Source organism: Kitasatospora sp. NPDC096077, assembly GCF_040303245.1.
Lineage (GTDB): Bacteria > Actinomycetota > Actinomycetes > Streptomycetales > Streptomycetaceae > Kitasatospora.
Genome location: NZ_JBEOSV010000008.1, coordinates 162745 through 185488 on the forward strand (window position 1 = coordinate 162745; position 22744 = coordinate 185488).

The 22744-nt window shown below is 74.3% G+C and carries 17 protein-coding genes and 1 riboswitch; of the genes, 7 read left to right on the forward strand and 10 right to left on the reverse strand.

Features of this window, described 5'->3' with window-relative positions:
- The first annotated feature begins 189 nt into the window (after positions 1-189).
- Positions 190-1881 (forward strand): peptide-N4-asparagine amidase, encoded by a 1692-nt coding sequence (locus ABTZ03_RS11080; protein WP_350512606.1) that lies wholly within the window; start codon positions 190-192, stop codon positions 1879-1881.
- A gap of 333 nt (positions 1882-2214) precedes the next feature.
- On the opposite strand, the gene ABTZ03_RS11085 is transcribed toward ABTZ03_RS11080, so the two are convergent.
- On the reverse strand, positions 2215-2889 hold the full coding sequence (locus ABTZ03_RS11085) for a response regulator (RefSeq protein ID WP_350512607.1): 675 nt from the start codon (positions 2887-2889) through the stop codon (positions 2215-2217).
- A 205-nt stretch (positions 2890-3094) separates the two neighbouring features.
- Between ABTZ03_RS11085 and ABTZ03_RS11090 the strand changes: the two genes are divergently transcribed.
- A complete protein-coding gene (locus ABTZ03_RS11090) occupies positions 3095-4714 on the forward strand; it encodes a purple acid phosphatase family protein (RefSeq protein WP_350512608.1) in 1620 nt (539 codons plus the stop codon).
- A 37-nt stretch (positions 4715-4751) separates the two neighbouring features.
- On the opposite strand, the gene ABTZ03_RS11095 is transcribed toward ABTZ03_RS11090, so the two are convergent.
- From ABTZ03_RS11095 to ABTZ03_RS11120, 6 genes are all read right to left on the reverse strand, one after another.
- Positions 4752-5930, reverse strand: a complete 1179-nt coding sequence (locus ABTZ03_RS11095; protein ID WP_350512609.1) for a sensor histidine kinase — start codon at positions 5928-5930, stop codon at positions 4752-4754.
- A 322-nt stretch (positions 5931-6252) separates the two neighbouring features.
- Positions 6253-7329, reverse strand: coding sequence for a hypothetical protein (locus tag ABTZ03_RS11100; protein WP_350512610.1), 1077 nt, complete (start codon positions 7327-7329; stop codon positions 6253-6255).
- Positions 7330-7483: 154 nt separating this feature from the next.
- Positions 7484-9076, reverse strand: coding sequence for an alpha-amylase family glycosyl hydrolase (locus tag ABTZ03_RS11105; RefSeq protein ID WP_350512611.1), 1593 nt, complete (start codon positions 9074-9076; stop codon positions 7484-7486).
- A gap of 233 nt (positions 9077-9309) precedes the next feature.
- The gene (locus tag ABTZ03_RS11110; protein ID WP_350512612.1) at positions 9310-9981 is read right to left on the reverse strand and encodes a bifunctional 4-hydroxy-2-oxoglutarate aldolase/2-dehydro-3-deoxy-phosphogluconate aldolase; all 672 of its coding nucleotides are present in this window, start codon (positions 9979-9981) and stop codon (positions 9310-9312) included.
- Positions 9978-11609 carry an N-acyl-D-amino-acid deacylase family protein gene (locus ABTZ03_RS11115; RefSeq protein WP_350512613.1) on the reverse strand — a complete coding sequence of 544 codons (1632 nt, stop codon included), beginning with the start codon at positions 11607-11609 and terminating at the stop codon, positions 9978-9980. The genes ABTZ03_RS11110 and ABTZ03_RS11115 overlap by 4 nt, the downstream gene beginning before the upstream one ends.
- A complete protein-coding gene (locus tag ABTZ03_RS11120) occupies positions 11609-12991 on the reverse strand; it encodes a type III PLP-dependent enzyme domain-containing protein (RefSeq protein ID WP_350512614.1) in 1383 nt (460 codons plus the stop codon). Before ABTZ03_RS11120 ends, ABTZ03_RS11115 begins: the two co-directional genes overlap by 1 nt.
- A gap of 185 nt (positions 12992-13176) precedes the next feature.
- Between ABTZ03_RS11120 and ABTZ03_RS11125 the strand changes: the two genes are divergently transcribed.
- From ABTZ03_RS11125 to ABTZ03_RS11140, 4 genes are all read left to right on the forward strand, one after another.
- On the forward strand, positions 13177-14310 hold the full coding sequence (locus ABTZ03_RS11125) for a sugar kinase (protein WP_350512615.1): 1134 nt from the start codon (positions 13177-13179) through the stop codon (positions 14308-14310).
- A 37-nt stretch (positions 14311-14347) separates the two neighbouring features.
- Positions 14348-15097, forward strand: coding sequence for an IclR family transcriptional regulator (locus tag ABTZ03_RS11130; RefSeq protein WP_350512616.1), 750 nt, complete (start codon positions 14348-14350; stop codon positions 15095-15097).
- A gap of 32 nt (positions 15098-15129) precedes the next feature.
- Entirely contained in the window at positions 15130-15549 is a 420-nt protein-coding gene (locus tag ABTZ03_RS11135) for a RidA family protein (protein ID WP_350512617.1), read from the forward strand.
- A 141-nt stretch (positions 15550-15690) separates the two neighbouring features.
- Positions 15691-16410, forward strand: coding sequence for a DUF2470 domain-containing protein (locus tag ABTZ03_RS11140; RefSeq protein WP_350512618.1), 720 nt, complete (start codon positions 15691-15693; stop codon positions 16408-16410).
- A 28-nt stretch (positions 16411-16438) separates the two neighbouring features.
- Here the strand turns inward: ABTZ03_RS11140 and ABTZ03_RS11145 are convergent, their stop codons facing one another.
- Positions 16439-17974: an APC family permease gene (locus ABTZ03_RS11145; RefSeq protein ID WP_350512619.1), complete on the reverse strand. Its 1536-nt coding sequence runs from the start codon at positions 17972-17974 to the stop codon at positions 16439-16441.
- A 544-nt stretch (positions 17975-18518) separates the two neighbouring features.
- Positions 18519-19142 carry a M23 family metallopeptidase gene (locus tag ABTZ03_RS11150; protein WP_350512620.1) on the reverse strand — a complete coding sequence of 208 codons (624 nt, stop codon included), beginning with the start codon at positions 19140-19142 and terminating at the stop codon, positions 18519-18521.
- Positions 19143-19144: 2 nt separating this feature from the next.
- A riboswitch (cyclic di-AMP (ydaO/yuaA leader) is annotated at positions 19145-19319 on the reverse strand.
- Between the two features lie 98 nt (positions 19320-19417).
- Between ABTZ03_RS11150 and ABTZ03_RS11155 the strand changes: the two genes are divergently transcribed.
- Entirely contained in the window at positions 19418-21181 is a 1764-nt protein-coding gene (locus ABTZ03_RS11155; protein WP_502894433.1) for an MFS transporter, read from the forward strand.
- Positions 21182-21198: 17 nt separating this feature from the next.
- On the opposite strand, the gene purB is transcribed toward ABTZ03_RS11155, so the two are convergent.
- The gene (purB, locus tag ABTZ03_RS11160) at positions 21199-22629 is read right to left on the reverse strand and encodes an adenylosuccinate lyase (protein WP_350512622.1); all 1431 of its coding nucleotides are present in this window, start codon (positions 22627-22629) and stop codon (positions 21199-21201) included.
- Between the last annotated feature and the right edge of the window lie 115 nt (positions 22630-22744).

The following is a 22744-nucleotide window of genomic DNA, read 5'->3' on the forward strand; positions in this document are numbered from 1 at the left end:
AGGACGGCGGGAAACGGTGCGCCGCGGCGGGAAACGGCGGGGAACGACGGGGGCCGACCGGAAGTGGCGAGGACCGACCGCGGCCCCCGCGCCGACTCTTGACGCTCACATGCCAGCGCCGGAAGGATGCCCGGATCACCCACCCGGCCCGTCGCGCGCCGACGGGCCGCCCGACCCCGGGGACCCACCTTGGCCCTGCGCTCCCTGCCCTCCCCGCGCCCGCGCCGCCCACTGCTGCGCCGCGCCGCCGGACTGCTCGGCACCGCCGTCCTCACCCTGGCCGGCACCCTCACCGCCGCCGCACCCGCCCACGCCGACTTCGGCAGCGGCTACCACGACCCGATCACCGCCACCAAGCCGCTCACCCGCCCCGACACCCGCTCCTGCACGGTCGAGGTGATGCACGACCGCGAGTTCCGCAACGGCTACGGCAACCCGCCCGACACCCCGTACACCACCAGCGTCACCCCGCCCGCCGACTGCGCCGGCCCCTGGTCCGCGGTGGTCCTGGACCTCCACGGACAGGTCGCCGGACGGCAGTTCGACCGCATCTTCAGCGCCCGCATCGGCGGCGTCCAGGTGCTGCTGTCCTCCACCCCGGAACCGTCCAAGGACGGCATCCAGTGGAACGTCGAGCGCGATCTCACCCGCTACGCCCCGCTGTTCGCCGCCGGGGCGCAGCCCTTCTCGCTCGATCTCGCCAACGTCACCGACGCCACCTACACCGGCGTCTACAAGCTCTCGGCGAGCCTGACCTTCTACACCGCGAACGACCGCTGGCCCGCCGCCCACGGCGCCGACCAGGTCCTCACCACCGGCGCGTTCTCCCTCACCCAGGCCGCCCCGGCCGGCACCGGGGACGTCACCTTCCCCCGGAACCTGGAGCGACTGACCGCCGAGCTGTACGCCCGGGGCGGCGGCGCCTGCGAGGAGTTCGCCTACGCCGCCGCGCCGGACGCCTTCGTGGCCGCCAACCCGTCGATCGGCGCCTGCGGCAAGGGCCCGTTCCGCGAACTGCGGCTCACCGTGGACGGCCGGGTGGCCGGGGCGGTCTGGCCGTACCCGGTGATCTACACCGGCGGCTGGGACCCGCTGCTGTGGCGGCCGGTGCCGGGCGTCTTCGCCTTCGACCTGCCCGCCTACCGGCTCGACCTCACCCCGTACGTCGGCCTGCTGCTCGACGGGCGCCCGCACCGGCTCGGCGTCACCGTCAACGCGACCGAGGCGCAGAGCAACGACGTCTGGACCGGCCAGCTCAACCTGTTCGCCGAGGTCGACCACGGCACCGCCCGCACCTCCGGGCAGCTCACCGACTACCGGGTCGCCCCCGAGGCCGCCGTCACCACCCGACTCGCCGACCACGGCGGCGGCAGCGGCGACTGGACCGTCACCGCCGCCCGCCACGACCTCGCCCGCGGCTGGGTGCAGACCTCGCACGGCCGGATCACCACCGAGGTCCGCGACGACCTCGCGTTCAGCTCCGCCCAGCAACTGCGCGACAGCGGCAACGACGTGACCCTGCACAACGACGCCGACCTCACCCGCGCCACCAGCACCTGGGGCGGCGGACCGCACCGCACCACCACCGTGCACGAGGGCGAACCGCTGGACGTCACGTACAAGGTGAGCCGGGACGCGGCCGGGAACACCGACCAGAACACCGCGATGGACCTCGGCTACCACCGCGCGGCCACCACGGCGACCGGCGGCCACGTCACCGAGCGCTCCACCGTGGACCACACCCTGCGACCCACCGCACGGCGCCACGACGGCGACCGCACGGTGCGGACCGGCAGCAGCACCGAGGACTACCGCAGCACCGGGCCGGACGGGCCGTACCACCGGACGTTGGCCTTCGTGGACGGGTGGCCGGCGCCGTAGGCCGAGGCGACACAGCGCCCGAGTTGCGAAATTCGCCCGATTTCAGGCCGTTGACCCCTGGTGCACCCGCCGTAGGAGGCGCATGATGGGAGATGGACCTGCGAGGCAGCTGAAGGAAGTTCGACCGCAGGAGGCAGTGGTGACAGATCGAGACGGATCAGGGTCTGCCGCTGGTACTACCTCGGTCGACGATCGAACTACCGGCCGGAGGACGCCAAGTCCGGAGGCCGCCCCCGCCTCGTAGGTTCCCCGCGTCCACGGAGCGTCCCCTCGGCTCCGTGGACGCACTCGTCCCGCCGCCGCCCGGCCCCCGTCCCGGCCCACCTGGCGCCGCTACGGCACCGGGTACCCCATCTCCCACGCGTGCACCGCGATCCCGACCCGGTTCGCCACCCCCAACTTCCGCTGGATGCTGGCCACGTGCGTCTTCACCGTGCCCGGGGAGATGAACAGTTCGGCCGCGATGTCGGCATTGGTCCGGCCCGCCGCGACATGACCGGCGATCTCCACCTCCCGCTCGGTCAGCGCCACCACCGGCACGCCGGCGGCCGGCCGCGCGGACCGGCGCGGCGCCGTCACGTGCTTCAGCAGCCGCACCGTGACCGACGGGCTGATCAGACTCTCGCCGTCCGCCGCCGCCCGCACCGCCTCGGCCAGCAGGGACGGGCCGGAACGCTTCAGCAGGAAGCCGGAGGCGCCGTGCCGGAGCGCCGGGTAGACGTACTCGTCCAGGTCGAAGGTGGTCAGCACCACCACCCGCACCGCACCGGACAGCCGCCTGGTCACCTCCAACCCGTCCAGCCGGGGCATCCGGATGTCCACCAGGGCCACGTCCGGCCGCAGTTCGGCCGCCAGCTCCAGCGCGGCGAGACCGTCGGCGGCCTCCCCCACCACCTCGATGTCCGGCTGCGCCGCGAGGATCCGCCGCACGCCGCGCCGCACCGCCTCCTGGTCGTCCGCGATCAACACCCGGATCACCCGCGGACACCCACCGTTCGCACTCGTCACACCGGGCAGTCTCCCGCACCGTCCGCCCGCCGGGAAACTCCGCCCGACCGCCGGCTCGATCGCCCGACCGCCCGACTGCCCGGCTGCCCGACCGCCCGACCGCCCGACTGCCCGACTGCCCGACCGCCGGGAGCCCGACCCGGCCCGGGAAAGTTCACGCTGCCGATCCGGCGCGGTTCACCTCCGCCCGGTGAGGCTGGCGGCCATGAACGCTTCCAGTGGACGCACCCCCGTCGGCCCCGCCGTCAGCCCTTCCGTCAGCCGGCGCGGGCTGCTCGCCGGCGCCACCGGCCTGAGCCTCGGCGGCGCGGTCTCCCTCTCCGGCGCCGCGGCCACCCCCGCCGCCGCCTCCCCGCTGCTCTGGGAACGGCCGGACCGCTCCGGCGCCCCACGGGTCGGCGGGCTGCACCTGCAGTTCGGCTCGGACGCCTCGCGCGAGGTCACGGTCTCCTGGCACACCACCGCGTCCGTCTCCAACCCCCGAGTGATGTACGGGACTTCGCACGGCGGCTTCGGCCGGACGGCGCAGGCGGAGACCCGCACCTACCGGGACGCCAACTCCGGCACCGAGGTCCAGGTGCACCACGCCCGGATCGGCAACCTGCGGCCCGACACCGACTACGTCTACGCCGCCGTGCACGACGGCGCCACCCCCGAGCTCGGCACCGTCCGCACCGCCCCGCGCGGCCGGGCCGCCTTCACCTTCACCAGCTTCGGCGACCAGGGCACCCCCACCCTCGGCAAGCAGACCGCCAACGGCTACGTCAACGACAACCTCGGCAGCCCCGCCGCGGGCGACACCACCGCCGGGGTCGAGCGGGTCGCCCCGCTGTTCCACCTGGTCAACGGCGACCTCTGCTACGCCAACCTCGCCACCGACCGGGTCCGCACCTGGTCCGACTGGTTCGAGAACAACACCCGCTCGGCCCGCCACCGCCCCTGGATGCCCGCAGCCGGCAACCACGAGAACGAGAAGGGCAACGGCCCGATCGGCTACGGCGCCTACCAGGCCTACTTCGACCTCCCGGACTCCGGCTCGGACACCGGCGCGGACGGCGAACTGCGCGGCCTCTGGTACGCGTTCACGGCCGGATCGGTGCGCGTCATCAGCCTCAACAACGACGACGTCGCCTACCAGGACGCCGGCAACAGCTATGTGCACGGCTACTCCGGCGGCGCCCAGCAGCGCTGGCTGGAGCGGGAGTTGATCGCCGCCAACGCGGACCCGGGGATCGACTGGATCGTGGTCTGCATGCATCAGGTGGTCATCTCCACGGCCGACAAGTTCAACGGCGCCGACCTCGGCGTCCGCGAGGCCTGGGTCCCGCTGTTCGACAAGTACGGCGTCGACCTGGTGGTCTGCGGCCACGAGCACCACTACGAGCGCTCCCACCCGATCCGCGGCCAGCAGCCCACCGACACCCGCACGCCCATCCCGGTCGCCACCGACACCGAGACCGTCGACACCACCAAGGGCACCGTCCACATGGTCATCGGCGGCGGCGGCACCTCCGCCCCCTCCAACCACCTCTTCTTCACCCCGCCCAAGGCCCGGGTGATCACCGGCGTCGGCCCGGTCGACAGCTCCACCGGCAAGCGGCCGCCGGTCTACGTGATCGAGGACGCCCCCTGGTCCGCCTTCCGCGACGCCGACAACCCGTACGGCTTCGCCTCCTTCGACGTCGACCCGGGCGAGCGCGGCGGCGACACCACCATCGACGTCACGTACTACTCCGTCAGCGGCCCGTACGGCGACCTGGTGCCGGTCGACCGCTTCACCCTCACCCGCCCGCGCGGCCTGCGCGGCGGCGGCCGGGGGCACTGAGGCGAGGCGTCCAGAACGCGTTCCACCGGACCTGCCGCTACCGCCCCGGCAGGGTGCAGCGCACCCGCCAGCCCGACGGGTCGAGCGGGCCCGAGGTCAGGGCGCCCCCGTGGGCGGCGACCCTGGCCGCCAGGCCCGCCAGGCCCGTACCGCCCGCGCCGGGGCGGCGGCGGAACCGGGGCCCGCGGGCGGCCGGGCCGCCGTCGTCGACGACGCTCACCGTGCACCCTGCCGGGCCCGCGACCACCCCGACCGTCACCTCGGTGGCCTGCGGGGCGTGCCGACGGACGTTGGTGAGGGCCTCCAGGACGACGGCGTACACGGTGGCCTCGGCCTCGGCGGCGAGCAACCCGACGGCCTCCGGCGCGAGTTCGACGGTGGCGCAAGGGCCGCCCGCCGTGCCGAACCGCGCCACCAGCTCCGGCAGGTCGGCCAGGCCGAGACGCCGGGTGGTGGCGGCCGTGGCCCGGTCCGCGCGCAATGCGCCGACCATCTCGTCCATCGAGTCCAGCGCGCGCAGCCCGGCCTCCTCCAGCCGGCGCAGCAGGGCCGCGGTCTCCGCCGCTTCCTGGCCCGGGAGTTGGCCGGCCTGGGCCTCCAGCACGATGCCGGTGATCTCATGGGCGACCGAGTCGTGCAGCCCGCGCGCCACGTCCAGCCGCTGTTCGCGTCTGGCCCGGGCCACCGCCCGTTCCCGCCGGGCATCCAGCACCCGCAGGTAGAGGCCCGCCCCGGCGACCCCGAGCACCGGCAGCAGGGAGACCAGCACGGCGACCACCGGTCCGGCCGGCCCGCCGTGCGGCATCCGGAGGGCGAACCGCAGCGGCAGCACCACGGCCGCCGACCCGACCAGTCCGCCGATCGGCCCGGCCCAGCGGTCGGGCAGCCCCCGGACGGCCCGGAACAGCACGCCGAGCAACGCCAGCCACTCGAACGGCAGCCAGAACGCGGGCAGTCGGTAGGGCCCCGAGTAGCAGAGGTCGACGAGCAGCGAGGCCCCGGCCGACGCACCCGCCGCGGCGGCGAGCGTGACCCGACCGGGCGGCCGGGGCAACAGCGCCACCGCCGTGGCGAGCACGGCCGTCAGGGCGGGCACCAGGGCCGCAGCGTGCTCCCCGGGGTGCGCGAGCGCGACGGGTGCGAGCAGCAGCAGGGCGGCGCCGACGGCGGGCCACCGCCGGGGCCGGCCGGGGCGGGGCAGGGGATCGGTACGCACGCCACCGAGCCTACGGGCAGCTCTCCCGGGGGAGCCGGGCTCCTCCACGGGTTGGAGGCAACTCCCCTCCGCAGCGGGAGGTCCGGCCGGCCCGCACGGGCCAGACTCGATCTCGCCGGCCGGTGCGGGGGTCAACGACCCCACAGGGGAGGGCCGTTGAACCCCGCACTCCCGGCCGGAACGGGGTGCGGGGCGCGGGGCGGGGGCGGCCGACGCGTGAACGGGCCCGCGCCCGGCTTGTCCAAGGCCGGGCGCGGGCCGCCGATCCCCACCCGGTGCCGATGCCCTCGTACCGGGTGAAGTCCCTTGCGGCGAACGGTCCTCAGACCGCGACCGCCTCCTCCATCTCCTCCTCGGCCTCGACCGACGCCTCGACCGACGCCTCAACCGACGTCTCGCCCCGGCGGCGTCCGCGGCCCTCGTACATCGCCGCGGCGACCAGGGCCGCCCCGCCCAGCAGCAGCCAGACCAGCAGGGTGAGCAGGTGGCCGCCGAGGCCGGCGCCACCGTCGAAGTAGAGGATGCTGCGCGCGCCCTCCAGGTAGCCGGCGCCGGTCCAGAAGCCGTGCAGGCCGCCGAAGAAGCCGTTCTGCAGCTCCGGCCGGTAGATGCCGCCGGAGGAGGTGAAGTTCAGCATCACGAACAGCACCATCAGCGCCAGCGTGGTCCACTTCTTCAGGAAGCTGTGCAGACCGATGCCGATCAGCACGATGCCCGCGGAGTAGAGCCAGCCGAGCGCCCAGATCGCGGCGTAGGAGTGGTCGACGACGTGGAAGACCGGCCCGGCGGTGACGATCCCGATCACGCTGACCACCAGCGACACCGCCACCCCGACCAGCGCCCGGATCCGCATGGACAGGCCGGCCCCGGCGGCGCCGATCGCCGCGACGCTGGCGTAGGAGCCGATGCTCAGCGCGACCAGCAGGAAGAACAGGCCCTGGCCGGTCGGGTCGCCCTTGGCGGGGGTGGTGAGGTCGGTGACGTGCAGCGGCACGCCCTGCCGGTCGGTGACGTTGGTGAACACCGCCGTCGCGGCCACCACCGAGGTGTCCGAGTTGCCCTTGGCGACGATCAGTTCGGGGCTCTTGGCGTCCGGGACGAAGGCGCCGACGAGGTCGCGGTCGCGCAGTTGCCGCTCGGCGGTGGCCCGGTCGGGGACGCTCCGGACGTCCAGCGCGGCGCCGGCCTTCTCCTGGACGGTCTGCGCCAGGCCCTGCGCCTGGGCGCCGGTGCCGACGACGGCGACCTTGAGGTGGTGGGGCTCCGGCTGGTGGAAGGCGCCCTGGTAGGCGAGCGCCATGCCGAGGCACATCAGCAGCGGGGTGATCAGGTGGACGGCGAGGTGCTTGAGCGAGTGCCCCGGGGTGGGCGCTGCGGCGGGGGTCTGGGGTGTGCTCATGGCGTTCGTACCGTCCTCCGGAAGCTCTTCTTGAGGGTGGCAAATACAACCAATACAGGTGGCAAATGCAACCGTCTACGGATGCAGCTTACAACCGTCCGACAGTGATCGGAAGCCGGGCCCCGAGCCGCACCCCCGAGTCACGCCGCGGGGCTCAGCCCAGCTCGAACACCCCGTACGAGAAGCCGTCCGCCCGCAGCTCGCCGTCCACCACCCGCACGCCCTGCACCTCCAGCGGACGCACCGCGCCCCCGCCGAGCCCCTCCGCCAGCCGGACCGCCCCCGGCTCCCGGCGCGGGTTCACCGCCACCAGGTACCGCCCGGAGCGCGTGTACACCAGCGGGTACCCGGCCTGCCGCACCTCCACCCCGCCGGACGCGCCCAGCCCCGGATGGGCGCGGCGCAGCGCGATCAGCCGCCGGACGGTGTGCAGCAGCGAGGTCGGATCGGCGCGCTGGGAGAGCACGTCGGGCCGGTGCGGGTCCGGGTCCGGCGGCAGGTAGCAGCGCTCGGGCGGCGCGGTGGAGAACCCGGCCGAGGGGCCCGGCGCCCACTGCATCGGGGTCCGCGAGCCCGCCCGGTTGAAGCGCGGTCCGAGCACGCTGCCCTCGACGTCCGGCAGCCCCGGCAGGTAGCGCATCCCGATCTCGTCGCCGTAGTACACCGCGGGCAGGGTCGGCCAGGTGAGCAGGAAGGCGAAGGCCGGGGCGAGTTGCGCACCCGTGCGCGGGCCGGTGGCGAGCCGGGAGAAGTCGTGGTTGGCGGTGGGCAGCACGATGTGCCCGGCGCCCTCGGTGAGTTCGGCGGCGGAGCGCCAGGCGTCCAGGAAGGTCTGCGGGGTGCCGCGCCCCTCCGCCTCGAAGTAGCACGGCCCCTGGTGCCAGAACTCCTCCACCGTCCCGCCGTCGTTGTTCCACAGGGACCTCAGAGGGAGCCCGTGGTCCTCCCCGCCGAAGTGCAGGAAGAAGTCCGCGTGGAACCCCGCGGCGACGGCGGCGGCCGGCTCGCCCCACTCGGCCAACAGCGCGGCCTGCGGGTGGGTCCGGTCCAGCCAGTCGCGCAGTCCGGTCCAGAGCCTGGCGGTCTCGACCCGGCCCGGGTCGTCCTTGACCAGCGAGTACGCCATGTCCACCCGGAACCCGGCCACGCCGAGGCCCAGCCAGTGCGCCATGATCGCGCGCAGCGCCGCACGGTTGGCGCGCGGGCCCTCGGCGTCCACCGACTGGCGCCAGGGCTCCACCGAACTGCTGCGCGCGTAGCCGAAATTGAGGGCGGGCTGGCAGTCGAAGAAGTTCGGCCGGTACCAGCCCGGACGGCTCCCGGGCGAGGCGACGAAGCCCTCCACCGGCCGGTCGGACCAGATGTAGCGGTGGTCGGACGGGTCCTCGGCGGCGGCCAGGAACCAGGGGTGCCGGTCGGAGGTGTGCCCGGCGACCAGGTCCAGCAGGATCCGGATGCCCTTACGGCGGGCGGCCTCGACCAGGGCGACCAGGTCCTCGGTGCGGCCGTAGCGCGGCGCCGGGGTGAGGTAGTCGGTGACGTCGTACCCGGCGTCGCGGAAGGGAGAGGCGAAACAGGGGTTCAGCCAGACGGTGTCCACGCCCAGCCAGGAGAGGTGGTCGAGGTGCTCGGTGATGCCGGCGAAGTCGCCGATGCCGTCGCCGTCGGAGTCCGCGAAGCTCTGCGGGTAGATCTGGTACAGGACGGCGTCGGCCAGCCAGTCGGGGCCGGGGCGGGTCGAGGTCATGGGGCGGGTCCTCCTGCCGGGTCCGGGAGCCGTACGGGCCGAGCGGCCGGGCCGAGTAACGAGGGGCCGGGCCGAGCCGGGTGCCACCGATTCTCGTCCAATCCCGGCCGTCCCGACAGCCCGCCTCACACCTTCACGGAACCGCCGCCCGACCCGCGCACCCCGCCCCTCCCGACCGGCCCGCCCGGCCCTGCCCGTTACGCCGTCCCCGTCCGTTACGCCGCCCGCGCCCGTTACGCCGCCCCCGCCGCACAGGCCCGGGTGAAGGCCCGCGCCCGCCGGGTGATCTCCGCCCAGTCCCCCGCCTCCACCGCCGCCGGCGGCACCACGTCCGTCCCCGCGCACACCGCGAGCGCCCCCTGGGCCAGGAACTCGGCCGCGTTGCCCGCGTTCACCCCGCCCGAGGCCACCAGCGGCACGTCCGGGTACGGGCCACGCAGGTCCTTGAAGTAGCCGGGACCGAAGGACCGGGCCGGGAAGATCTTGACGGCCGCGGCGCCCAGGTCGACCGCCCGGGCCACCTCGGTCGGGGTGAGCGCCCCCAGCACCACCGGCACCCCGCGGGCCCGTCCGACCTCCGCGACCTCGGGCCGGCAGCCGGGGGTGACCAGGAAGGACGCCCCGGCGTCGATCCCGCGCTCGGCCTGCTCGGCGGTGAGCACTGTGCCGACCCCGACCCGCCACCCGGCCGCGGCCGCGATCTCCAGATGGTCCGTCACATCCGGTGTGGTGTAGGTGAATTCGGTGAATCTGATGCCGCCCTCGGCGAGTGCGGCGCACAGTGCGGCGGCATCCGGGATCCGGGGCGCGCGGACCACCGCGATCACCGGGTCGTCCCACAGTTCGGAGAGGTCGGCCGTACCGGCCGTCTCGGCCGTCTCGGCTGTCTCAGTTGTCTCGGTCATCGGGCCAGAGTCCCTCGGTCGGTGCGGCGCAGGGCACGCCCCGGCCGGGCGCCGGTGGTGCGTCCCTGCCGGACGACGGCGGTGCCGTTGACGTACACGTACTCGATCCCCTCGGCGGGCAGCCGGGGTTGCTCGAAGGTGGCGGCGTCCCGGACCCGTTCGGGGTCGAGGAGCACCAGGTCGGCGTGGTGGCCGGGGGCGATCCGGCCGCGCCGGTCCAGCCCCAGCCGGGCGGCGGGCCGACCGGTCATCCGGGCGATCGTCTCCTCCAGTGTGAGCACCCCCAACTCCCGGCTGTAGTGGCCCAGGTAGCGCGGGAAGGTGCCCCAGGCCCGCGGGTGCGGCCGGGCCCCGACCAGCAGTCCGTCGCTGCCGACGGTGTGGGCGCGGTGGCGCATCACCGCCCGGACGTTCTCCTCGTGCCCGACGTGCTGGAGGATGGTGGTGGCCAACTCGTCCCGGCGCAGCAGGTCGAGGAAGACCTCCGTCCCGCCGCTCCCCCGCTCGGCGGCGAGTTCGGCGACGGTCCGGCCGACCACCCCCGCGAGCTCCGCCGAACGGACTCCGGAGATCTGGACGGTGGCCCAGTCGGCGACCACGCCGTGGCAGCCGTCGCTGCCCTGCTCCTCCATGGCGGTGCGGATCCGTTCGCGGTCCGCCGGGTCGGCGAGCCGGGCGAGCGTCGCGTCCGGTCCGCCCTCGGTGGCCCAACTCGGCAGCAGGGCGGCCAGGGTGGTGGAGCCGGGCAGGTAGGGGTAGCTGTCCAGGGTGAGGTCGACTCCGTCCGCGAGCGCCCGGTCGACCAGCGCCAGCAGCTCGCCGGCCCGACCCCGGTTGACGCCGAAGTTCATCGTGGCGTGGGTCAGGTGCAGCGCGCAGCCGGACCGCCGGGCTATCTCCACCATCTCCGCGTAGCCCTCCAACGCACCCTTGCCGTACGAGCGTTGGTGCGGAGCGTGGAAGCCGCCGTAGGCCGCGACCACGGTGCACAGCTCGACCAGCTCGGCGGTGTCCGCGTACATCCCGGGGGTGTAGCTGAGGCCGCTGGACATGCCGACCGCTCCGTGCAGCAGGCTCTGCGCCAGCACCTGGCGCATCCGGTCGAGTTCGGCCGGGGTGGGCGGGCGGTTCCGCCAGCCCATGGCGAGCATCCGCAGCGAGCCGTGCGGGACCAGGTAGCAGGCGTTGACGGCGACCCGGGTGCGGTCGATCCGGTCCAGGTAGCCGGCCACGTCCCGCCAGTCCCAGTCGAAGTCCGCCGGATCGCCGTTCCAGCCCGCCAGTTGGCGGCGCAGCGCGGGCAGGGTGGTGTCGTCGACCGGGGCGTAGGACAGGCCGTCCTGGCCGAGGACCTCGCAGGTGACGCCCTGGGTGACCTTGGCCGGGTGCTCGGGTTCGAGCAGCAGGGCGAGGTCGGAGTGGGCGTGCATGTCGATGAAGCCGGGGGCGAGCACCAGCCCGTCGGCGTCCACCTCCGTCGCGCCCCCCGCTCCGCCACCGGGCTCGGTGATCTCGGCGATCAGCCCGTCGGCGATCCGCACGTCCGCCCGGTAGCGCTCGGCGCCGGTGCCGTCGACCACCGTCGCCCCCTTGAAGACGGTGGTCGACGGCACCGGTCTCCCGCTCATCAGAAGAACGTCCTGACCAGCCCGGTGACCTTCGGCTCGGCCTCGTCCGCGGAGTCCAGCACCGGGATCGCCGTCCACTTGTCGAAGGCGGTGCACGGGTGGGAGACGCCGAGCCGCAGCACCGCGCCGAGCGGCGCCAGGTCGCCCGCCTCGCGCAGGAAGGCGTGCTGGTCGTTGAGCGCGGTGATCCGGGCCGGCGTCCCGATCAAATCGACTCCACCGCGCACTAGTTGGGGCTCGGGCAGGCCCTCGTCGAAGGGCAGGTCGCGCTTGCCCGCGTCCAGCAGCGCCAGTTGCGGCTCCGGCCGGGAGACCACCCGGGCCCAACCGTGCAGCGCGCCGCGGAAGGGCGCCCCGCCGGCGCCGCGGACGAGCGGCGAGATGCCCCGGTAGAACCCGTCGTCGTGGGCGATGTACGCCCCCGAACGCAGCACCACCAGCGCCTCCGGCAGCGCGGCCAACTCCTCGACCACCAGGTCGAAGTAGGCGCTGCCACCGGCCGACACCACGGGCGGCACGCCGTCGGGGTAGGAGCCGGCCAGCCGCCCGTGCAGTTCGCCGAGCGCCCGGAGGTAGCTCCGGACGGTGGCCAGTCCCTGGGCGGTGGCGTCATGGGCGAGGGCGCCCTCGTACCCGCCGACGCCGGCCAGCCGCAGGGTGGGCGCGCGCAGCACGGCGGCGGCGATCTCGACGGCCGTGTCCACGCCGCGCGCACCGGTGCGCCCGCCCGGGCCGCCGAGTTCGACCAGCACCTCGACCGGCCGTTCGGCCCCGGCGGCGCGCAGCGCCTCGTCCATCAGCCGTACGCCCTCGGTGGAGTCGGTCCAGCAGAGGAAGGCGAAGCCCGGGTCGGCGGCCAGTTCGGCGGCCAGCCAGGCCAGTCCGGCCGGGTCGAGCAGGGTGTTGGCGAGCAGGATCCGCTGGACGCCGAAGGCGCGGGCGACCCGCACCTGCGGCAGGTTGGCGAGGGTGATGCCGTGGCTGCCGGCCGCGAGTTGGGCCCGCCAGAGCTCGGGCGCCATGGTGGTCTTGCCGTGCGGGGCGAGTGCGACGCCCGCCTTGGCGCACCAGTCGGCCATGGTGCGGACGTTGTGGTCGAGCGCGGCGCCGTCGAGGGTGAGCAACGGGGTGCCGAGCCCGGAGAGGGTCGGCCCGGTGGCCAGCCATTCGCGGACGGTGCGCCCCCAACTCTCCGGCGGGGCGGCCTTGAAGCGCCAGTCGAGGGTCTCGTCGGCCAGCGCCGCCACCGCGCCCTCGGCGATCCCCGGTCCGGCCGCGGCACTCGCGAAGGCGGCACCGCCCGCCGAGGCGCCGCCCGTCGCAGCACCCCCCGCCGAAGCACCGCCCGCCGAACCGTCGCCGCTTGCGAAGGTCTGCTCCACCGTCTTCCTCCATCCGCCGTGTTGCAACATGTGCAACGAGGGTTGCACATGCTGGCACCACGGTTCTAGCATCGGCGCCGGATCACGGTCAACGGAGTCGAACCGGCAACGGGGTCGAACCGCCAACGGAGTCGAACCGCCGTCAAGGGTCGACAGCCGGCCACCGCAGACGAGGAGCCCAGCAGATGCCGCGACCGGACAACCCGGGGCCGACCCGCCCCGGTCCTCCCCCGACGGCCGTGTGCGTGGGCGAGTCGATGGCCGTCCTGCTGCCCGACCGCCCGGGGCCGCTGGAGGCCGTGGAGAACTTCCGGCTGTCCGTCGGCGGCGCCGAGTCCAACGTGGCCGGGGCACTGGCGGCGCTCGGCGTGCCGACCGCCTGGCTCAGCCGGGTCGGCGACGACGGCTTCGGCCGCCGTCTGCTCGCCGAGGTCGCCGCCCGCGGCGTGGACGTCTCCGGCGTCACCGTCGACCCGCACCGCCCGACCGGCCTCTACCTCAAGGAGGTCGGCGGCGCCACCGGCCACCGGCACGACCTCGGCCCCGGGCGCAGCCGGCTGCACTACCACCGGCGCGGCTCCGCGGCCGCCGCGCTCTCCCCCGCCCTGCTCGCCGACCCGGCCGCCGCCCGACTGCTGGCGGGCGCCCGACTGCTGCACCTGTCCGGCATCACCGCGGCGCTCTCCGACGGCTGCCTGGAGCTGCTCCGCGCCCTGCTCGCCGACCGCCGCCCGGGGCGGCTGGTCAGCTTCGACCTCAACTGGCGCCCCGCGCTCTGGCGGGACCGCGACCCGGCCGTGCTGCCGCCCCTGCTGGACGCCGCCGACCTGCTGCTGCTCGGCGCCGACGAGGCCGAGGCCGCCTTCGGCACCGGCGAGCCGGCCGAGCTGCGCCGCCGCTTCCCCTCCCCCGCGACGGTGGTGGTCAAGGACGCCGCCCGGGTTGTCACCGCCCTGGGGCGGGACGGCACGGCGGTCGCCGAACCGGCGCTGACCGTCGACGTGGTCGAGGCCACCGGCGCGGGCGACGCCTTCGCCGCCGGGTACCTGGCCGGCACCCTGCACGGCCTGGACCAGCGCCGCCGGCTGCGGCTCGGCCACCTGGGCGCGGCCTGCGCGCTGACCGCCCCCGGCGACCAGGCCGAGCTGCCGCCCGCCCCGGTGGTCACCGCCCTGCTGGACGCCTCCCCCGCCGACTGGGCGGCCACCCGGGTCACCGCCCGGGGCATCACCTCCCCGGCCCTGCCCGCTCCGGCCTCCCCCGCCCCGCCCGCGTCCCCCGCCCTGTCCGCTCCGACCACCCCGGCCCGGGCAGAATGAGCCGCCACCCCAGCCACCCGACCGGAGCCAGAGGCCGATGAGCCAGACCGTCACCCGCGCCCTGCGCATCCTCGCCCAGCTCGGCGAGGGCGAGCGCTCCCTCGACCAGCTGGCCGAGGTCCTCGGCGTGCACAAGACCACCGTGCTCCGGCTGCTCCAGAGCCTGGAGGAGGAACGGTTCGTCTACCGCGACGCGGCCTACCGCTACCACCTCGGCGCGGGCCTGTTCGCCCTCTCCGGCCTGGCCCTGGAGCAGCGCGGCATCCGCCGGATCGCCGCCCCGCACCTCGCCGAGCTGAACTCCGCCACCGGCCAGACCGTGCACCTGGCGGCCTACGAGGGCGGCGAGGTGGTCTACATCGACAAGTACGACTCCCGCCACCCGGTGAGGATGTACTCCCGGATCGGTCTGCGGGCCGCCCTGCACAGCGCCGCGGTCTCCAAGGTGCTGCTGGCCGACCTCCCGCTGCCCGAGCGGCGCCGGGTGGTGGCCGGGATCGACTTCACCCCGCACACCGAACGCACCCTCACCACCCCCGAGGCGCTGCTCGCCGAGCTGGAGAAGGTCGCCGCCCAGGGCTGGGCGCAGGACCACGCCGAGCACGAGGCCTTCATCAACTGCGTCGCCGCCCCGATCCGGGACGCCAGTGGCCGGGTGATCGCCGCCGCCTCGATCTCCGTGCCCGACGTCCTCCTCCCGTACGAGCAGGTGCTGGACCTCCTCCCGCAGCTGCTCGCCACCACCCGCGCCGTCTCGGCCGACTGCGGCCGCCCCGAGCACAACTGACCCACCGTCAACCACCGCACCGAAGGAACCCGATGTCCTCCGACAAGTCCGACAAGATCGAGATCCGCACCGACGGCGCCCCGGCCCCGGCCTGGATGTTCTCCCAGGGCGTCCGCAAGGGCCCGATCCTCCAGGTCTCCGGCCAGGGCCCGCAGGACCCGGCGACCGGCGAGTACCTCCACCACGGCGACGTGAAGGCCCAGACCCGCCGCACCCTGGAGAACGTCAAGGCCATCGTGGAGGCGGGCGGCGCCACCATCGAGGACGTGGTGATGTTCCGGGTCTACCTCACCAAGCGCGCGGACTTCCCGCTGATGAACGAGGTCTACGCCGAGTTCATCGACGAGAACATCGAGCCCGGCGGGGTGAAGCCGTGCCGCACCACGATCTTCGTCGAGCTGCCGCAGGAGCCGATGCTGGTGGAGATCGACGCCCAGGCCGTGGTCGCCTGACCCACCGCCGAGTGCCACGAGGGCCCGGACGCCACCCCGCGTCCGGGCCCTCGCCGCACCCCGCACCCGCCGCACCCCGTACTTGCCACACCCTCGCGCGGACATTAGGTTAGCCTCACCTAACCAACAGGAGGTCCGCCCATGAGCCACCCCACCGGCGACACCGAGGTGCCCGAGCCCACCAGCGCCGACCGGGTCCACAGCCTGCTCAGCGCGACCTCCTCGCTCACCGTCCGCGCCCTCGGCGAGCGCCACGACCTGGACGCCCCCGTCTCCGTGCACGGCTCCCGGCTGCGCCTGTGCCTCCCGCTGGACGCCCCGCTCACCACGGCCGCCGCCGGTGCCACCGACGGCCTGGCCGTCGTCCTCGACGTCACCGACGTCTCCCCCGTCGCCGTGCGCCACCGCGTCCGCGCCCGGCTCACCCTGGCCGGCCGACTGCACCTGGCCCACCTCGCCGACGACGGCCTCGGCGTGCACCTGCGGGTGGACGTCGCCCACGCCGTCCTGTCCACCCCGTACGGCACCAGCGCGCTCACCGCCGAGGACCTCGCCCACGCCGTCCCCGACCCGCTGGCCCGGCACGAGGCCGCCCTGCTCACCCACCTGGCCGACGACCACGCCGACGCCCTCGACCTGCTCACCCGGCTGCTCGACCCGGCCCTGCTCACCGGCAACCCGGACGTGCGCCCGCTGGCCCTGGACCGGCACGGCCTGGTCCTGCGCCTGGACCACCCGCACGGCCACCGCGACGTCCGCCTGGTCTTCCCCGAACCCGCCTGCGACACCGAGGACTTCGGCCACCGGATGCACGCCCTGCTGAGCGCCGCCGAGCACGGCCTGCCCGCCCACCGGCACTGACCCCGCCGCCCACCCGGCACCGCCCCGCTCAGCGCTCCACCGCGTCCTCCAGCACGATCCGCCCCATCCGCGCGTACAGCTCCGGCCGAACCCGCCGCAGCACCAAGGCCGTTCCGATCCCGACCAGGAACACCCCGATCACCAGGTACGGGATCAGCCGGAACACCAGGGTGCCCGCCGCCGCCCCGGCCACCGCCCCCCGGTCGGCCACCAGCAGCGCCACCACCGCGCCCATCGCCACCCCGCCGACCAGCGGAGCCAGCAGGGTGCGGAACCAGTGCGCGGTCTCCGGGTGCCGCCGCTGCACGTGGAAGTACCCGACCACCGCGAAGGAGCACAGGGTCTGCACCACCAGGATCGCCATCGTCCCCAACAGCGCCAGCAGCGTGTACAGATGGACGTACGGATCCATCCCGGCCAGCAGGAACGCCAGCACCAGCCCGGCCGCGACCGCCGACTGCACGACCGAGGCGACGTACGGCGAGCCGTGCCGCGGATGGGTCCGGCCGAGTGCCGGGTGCAGCAGCCCCTCCCGCCCGATCGCGTACAAGTACCGTGCGGCGCACTGGTGGAAGGCTATCGCGCAGGCGAACGAGCCGGTGACGACCAGCCATTGGAACACCGTGACCGCCCAGGCCCCGAGGTGCTCGCCCAGCGGGTCGAAGAACAGGCTGTTCCCGTCCTTGCCCGGCACCGCACCGGCGGCCACCGCGACGGCGTGCCCGACTCCATTGCCGGACAGGATCATCCAGGAGACGAACACGTAGAACAGGCCGATCCCGACCACTGACACCATGGTCGCCCGCGGCACCACCCGCTTCGGGTCGCGCGACTCCTCCCCGTACATCGCGGTCGACTCGAAGCCCACCCAGGAGCAGAACGCGAAGACCAGCCCCACCCCGGCCGCCGCCGTGCCCGAACTCCCCACTCCCTTCAGCCCGTTCAGCGGACTCACGGCCCCGAGCACGATCCCGTCCGGCCCGCCGCCGGCGGCCAGCACGGCCAGCGAGACCGCGCCCAGCACCGCGATCTCCAGCAGCAGCGCCACCCCGAGCACCTTCGCCGTCAGATGCAGGTCGAACCAGGCCGTCACCCCGATCACCGTCAGCCCGACCAGTGCGTACCAGCCCCAGTCGAGGTCCACGCCCGCCTGCGAACGGACCAGCCCGCGCAGCGAGTAGGCGAAGAAGCCGATGACCGAGGCCTCGAAGACGATGTACGCCAGCAGCGCGAGCAGCCCCGACGCCATCCCGGCCACCCGGCCCAGCCCGTGCGAGACGTACCCGTAGAACGCCCCGGCGGCCGTGATGTGCCGGGCCATCGCCACGTACCCGACCGAGAAGACCGTGAGCACCACGGTCGCCAGGACGTACGCGGCGGGCGCCCCGGCCCCGTTGCCCTGCCCGATGATGATCGGCAGGTTCCCGGTCATCGCGGTGATCGGGGCGGCGGTGGCGACCGCCATGAACACCACGCCCGGCAGACCGACCGAGTCCGCCTTCAGCCGGTCGACCCCGTCCGACCCGACCCGCGGCCCGACCGCGTCCCCGCTCCGGACGGTCATCCGGCCTCCTCGTCCACCCGGGCGCGCCCGCCCGTCGGACCGGCCGGGCGCTGACTGCGGACAGGATCGCGCGGCGGGGCACGGCCCACGGAACCACAGATCATCCGAAGAACCTGCGGAGTTGACGCCATGTTCGAGCCGTCGAACGCGGCCCGGGAGCGCCGGGGACGCCGGAGCCGACGAGGACTCCGGACACGACGGTAGCCGGCCCCGGCCGCACGAGAGTTCTCGTACGGCCGGGGCCGGCCGTGGGCGTGACCCGCGCCCAGGTCTTGTCCGGCCGATCTTGGCGGATCAGCGCGCGGCGTTGGGCGCCCGGCTGGGCGTGCGCCCGAGTCGGCCTCGTACTGGACGTACTTGGACGATTCGGGCGTGCGTCCAGGCGGGATGCCCGGCGTCGCGCGCCCGGCAAGATCGGCCGGACAAGACCAGATCCACCGGTGCGGCGATCACCCGGTCGAGCGGTCACCCGACATGACCATCCCGGGTGGTCGATTCGCCCCGCACCAGCGGTGGTTCAGGAATCCCGGCGGGAGCCGGTGGTTCAGAGCGCGACGCCGTGCGCGCGCAGGTAGCTGACCGGGTTGATGTCCGAGCCGTAGTCCGGACCGGTCCGGACCTCGAAGTGCAGGTGCGGGCCGGTCACATTGCCGGTCGCACCGGAGTAGCCGATCTGCTGACCGGTGGCGACGGACTGACCGACCTTCACGCCGATCGAAGAGAGGTGCGCGTACTGCGCGTACTTGCCGTCGGCGAGCTTGAGCTCGACCTCGTTGCCGTAGGCGCCGTCGTAGGCGGCCTTCACCACGACCCCGTTGGCGACGGCGCGCAGCGGGGTGCCGGTGGAGCAGACGAAGTCCTGGCCGGTGTGGTGGCCGGAGGCCCACATGGCGCCCGCCACCCCGTAGGCCTCGCCCAGCACCGGGGCGGCGAGCGGGGCGACGTAGCCGGAGGTGACGGCGGCCGGGACGACCGCGGCCGGAGCAGCGGCGGCCGGGGCGGCGGCGACAGCGGCCGGGGCGGCCACGACGACGGCGGCCGGGGTGCTGGTCGCCTGGGCGTTCATCGCGGTCACGAGCGGCAGGACGAACGAGACGCCGGTGACGGCGGCGGCGATGCCGATGCGGGCGGCACGGGGCAGGGCGATACGACGAGCCTGTGCAGGCATGGAATTTTCCTCTCCGACGCCTGCGAGGTGAGCTGTCGGGTTCGGGCTGGAGTTGCCCGGCCGCATGCGCGGCTTCACCCCGAGCCGGTCCTGGTGGTCCGCGCTGTGAAAGCGCGAACTCCGGTCCGGCGACTTACCTGTGGGTCCCCCGCTCCTGCCGTACAGAGTTCGTTGCGAGCCACCCGGCAGCGGCAGGACTCGGCGTTCCACCCGGCGGATCCGTCCGGGCTGGCCGGGCGGTCGCTGAACTAAAACTCATCCGTTCGGGTGAAGCAATGTCGATCTCTCGAAACGGCGGCCGATCCCGCCCCCGCGGTAACCCTCCGCATGATCCGCCGTACGGTCCGTGCACGATCCGTTCACCCGGAGCCACTGATCCACGACCCTGCGCCGACCGGCGCGGCACCGCGCGACCGGAGGACCACCCACCGTCACCGGCCGACACACCGCCCGGTGACCCTTGTCACGTACACCCCCGTGGGCACAGGATTCGACCCGTGGCCACCTCTCACGCCGGCACCCTGCGCCTGGGCAGCGCACAGGGTCGCTGGGTCCTCCTCGCAACGGTGCTCGGCTCCAGCATGGCGATGCTCGACGGCACCGTGGTGAACGTCGCCCTGCCCCGGATCGGCGCCGACCTCGGCGCCACCCTCGCCTCCCTGCAATGGACCCTGAACGCCTACCTGCTCACCCTGGCGGGCCTGATCCTGCTCGGCGGCGCCCTCGGCGACCGCTACGGGCGGCGCCGGGTCTTCCTAATCGGCGTGGTCTGGTTCGCCGCCGCCTCGGCGGCCTGCGCCGCCGCCCCGACCATCCACGTGCTGATCGCCGCCCGCGCCGTCCAGGGCATCGGCGGGGCGCTGCTCACCCCGGGCTCGCTCGCGATGCTCCAGGCCGTCTTCCACCCGGACGACCGCTCGGCCGCGGTCGGCCTGTGGTCCGGCCTCGGCGGGGTGTCGGCGGCCGTCGGCCCCTTCCTCGGCGGCTGGCTGGTGGACGGCCCCGGCTGGCGCTGGATCTTCCTGCTGAACCTGCCGCTGGCCGCCGCCGTGATCGCGGTGACCTCCCGTTACGTCCCGGAGAGCCGGGACGAGTCCGCCGCCGGCCGCTTCGACGTGCCCGGCGCCCTGCTCGCCGCCCTCGCCCTCGGCGCGATCACCTACGCGCTCACCGCCGCCGGGGAGGGCCTGTCCCCCGCCGTCTGGGTCACCGGCGTGGCCGGTCTGCTGCTGGGCGCGGCCTTCGTGGCCGTGGAGCGGCGGGCGCCCGACCCGATGCTGCCGCTCGGGCTGTTCTCCTCCCGACTGTTCACCGCCGTGAACCTGGTCACCCTGTGCGTCTACGCGGCGTTCAGCGGGGTGTTCTTCCTGCTGGTGGTGCAGCTGCAGATCGTCGCCGGCTTCTCCCCGCTGGTCTCCGGCTTCGCGCTGGTGCCGATCACGGTGCTGATGCTGACCCTGTCCGCGCGCGCCGGGCGGCTCGGCAAGCGGATCGGCCCGCGCATCCCGCTCACCGTCGGCCCGCTGCTGTGCGCCGCCGGGGTGCTGCTGATGCTGCGCACCGGTCCCGGCTCCTCCTACTGGGCGGACGTGCTGCCGGCCGTCGCGGTGATGGGTTCCGGGATGACGCTGCTGGTGGCCCCGCTGACCGCCACCGTGCTGGCCGCCGTCGAGGTGCGGCACGCGGGCATCGCCAGCGGGGTGAACAACGCCGCCGCCCGCGCGGCCGGCCTGCTCGCGGTGGCCGCCCTCCCGGCGCTGGCCGGGCTGAGCGGCGACGCCTACCGGGTGCCGGCCTCGGTGGACTCCGCCTTCCACACCGCGATGCTGATCTGCGCCGGACTGCTGGTCTGCGGCGGGCTGATCGCCTTCACCACCATCCGCGGCAACGTGCTCGCCCCCGAGGAGGAGCACCCGGTGGCCGAGCCGAACTGCGACTGGCCGTGCGCCACCACCACCCCGCCGCTCGACCCGGGCCGCCCCCGGACGCCCGAGGGCCCCGCCACCGGAACGGCGACGGGGCCCTCGTCGGACGACTGACCGATGCTGACGCTACGTCAGAGAATGTCGGCGGGCGCGTACTTGGCGGCCTCCGGGTAGGCCGCGGCGACGGCCTCCACCTGGCGGACCACCTCGGCGACCTGCGCCCCGGCCGCCCCGGTGAAGGACAGCCGGTCGGCCAGCAGCGCGTCCAGCGCGGCCCGGTCCAGCGGGATCCGGTCGTCGGCGGCGAGGCGGTCCAGCAGCTCGTTCTCCCGAGCGCCAGCGCGCATCGCCAGCGCGGAGGCGACGGCGTGCTCCTTGATGACCTCGTGCCCGGTCTCCCGGCCGACGCCCGCGCGCACCGCGCCCATCAGCACCTTGGTGGTGGCCAGGAACGGCAGGTAGCGGTCCAGCTCGGCCTCGATCACGGCCGGGAAGGCGCCGAACTCGTCCAGGACGGTCAGGAAGGTCTCCAGCAGGCCGTCGAAGGCGAAGAAGGCGTCCGGCAGCGCGACCCGGCGCACCACCGAGCAGGAGACGTCGCCCTCGTTCCACTGGTCGCCGGCCAGCTCGCCGGTCATCGAGGCGTAGCCGCGCAGGATGACGGCCAGGCCGTTGACGCGCTCGCAGGAGCGGGTGTTCATCTTGTGCGGCATCGCGGAGGAGCCGACCTGGCCCTCCTTGAAGCCCTCCGTCACCAGCTCGTGGCCGGCCATCAGGCGGATGGTCTTGGCCAGGCTGGACGGCGCGGCGGCCAGCTGGACGAGGGCGGTGAGCACCTCGAAGTCCAGCGAGCGCGGGTAGACCTGGCCGACGCTGGTCAGCACGTTCTCGAAGCCGAGGTGGCCGGCGACCCGGCGCTCCAGCTCGGCCAGCTTCTGGGTGTCGCCGCCGAGCAGGTCCAGCATGTCCTGGGCGGTGCCGACCGGGCCCTTGATCCCGCGCAGCGGGTAGCGGGCGATCAGCTCCTCCAGCCGGCGGAAGGCGACCAGCAGCTCGTCGGTGATCGACGCGAAGCGCTTGCCCAGGGTGGTGGCCTGCGCGGCCACGTTGTGCGAGCGGCCGGCCATGACCAGCTCGGCGTGCTGGGCGGACAGGCCGGCCAGGCGCACCAGGACGGCGACCGTACGGTCCCGGACGTGCTCCAGCGACTGGCGGATCTGCAGCTGCTCGACGTTCTCGGTCAGATCCCGGGAGGTCATGCCCTTGTGGATCTGCTCGTGGCCGGCGAGTTCGCTGAACTCCTCGATCCGGGCCTTCACGTCGTGGCGGGTGATCCGCTCACGGGCGGCGATCGAGCCGAGGTCGACCTGGTCGATCACCCGCTCGTAGTCGGCCACGGCGGTCGCCGGAACCTCGACACCGAGGTCCTGCTGGGCCTTCAGGACGGCGAGCCACAGGTGGCGCTCAAGGACCACCTTGTGCTCGGGGGACCACAGCTGGGCCAGGGTCGCCGAGGCGTACCGGGAGGCCAGGACATTGGGGATCTGGGGCTTCGCGCTCACGCTTCGCAAGAGTAACAGCCGAGGTCACGCCGACCGTCAGCGGATGGGGTGGGCCTGCGCGCGGCCCCCGCTCGGGCCGGGGCACGGCCGCCGCTTCGGCCGACACCCGGCCCCG

What these genes read in the sequence shown, in the direction of transcription:
- ABTZ03_RS11090 (WP_350512608.1), top strand. Translation starts at nt 3,095, where the DNA reads ATGAACGCTTCCAGTGGACGCACCCCCGTCGGCCCCGCCGTCAGCCCT.
- ABTZ03_RS11100 (WP_350512610.1), bottom strand. Translation starts at nt 7,329, where the DNA reads ATGAGCACACCCCAGACCCCCGCCGCAGCGCCCACCCCGGGGCACTCG.
- ABTZ03_RS11105 (WP_350512611.1), bottom strand. Translation starts at nt 9,076, where the DNA reads ATGACCTCGACCCGCCCCGGCCCCGACTGGCTGGCCGACGCCGTCCTG.
- ABTZ03_RS11110 (WP_350512612.1), bottom strand. Translation starts at nt 9,981, where the DNA reads ATGACCGAGACAACTGAGACAGCCGAGACGGCCGAGACGGCCGGTACG.
- ABTZ03_RS11115 (WP_350512613.1), bottom strand. Translation starts at nt 11,609, where the DNA reads ATGAGCGGGAGACCGGTGCCGTCGACCACCGTCTTCAAGGGGGCGACG.
- ABTZ03_RS11125 (WP_350512615.1), top strand. Translation starts at nt 13,177, where the DNA reads ATGCCGCGACCGGACAACCCGGGGCCGACCCGCCCCGGTCCTCCCCCG.
- ABTZ03_RS11130 (WP_350512616.1), top strand. Translation starts at nt 14,348, where the DNA reads ATGAGCCAGACCGTCACCCGCGCCCTGCGCATCCTCGCCCAGCTCGGC.
- ABTZ03_RS11135 (WP_350512617.1), top strand. Translation starts at nt 15,130, where the DNA reads ATGTCCTCCGACAAGTCCGACAAGATCGAGATCCGCACCGACGGCGCC.
- ABTZ03_RS11140 (WP_350512618.1), top strand. Translation starts at nt 15,691, where the DNA reads ATGAGCCACCCCACCGGCGACACCGAGGTGCCCGAGCCCACCAGCGCC.
- ABTZ03_RS11145 (WP_350512619.1), bottom strand. Translation starts at nt 17,974, where the DNA reads ATGACCGTCCGGAGCGGGGACGCGGTCGGGCCGCGGGTCGGGTCGGAC.
- ABTZ03_RS11150 (WP_350512620.1), bottom strand. Translation starts at nt 19,142, where the DNA reads ATGCCTGCACAGGCTCGTCGTATCGCCCTGCCCCGTGCCGCCCGCATC.
- ABTZ03_RS11155 (WP_502894433.1), top strand. Translation starts at nt 19,418, where the DNA reads ATGTCGATCTCTCGAAACGGCGGCCGATCCCGCCCCCGCGGTAACCCT.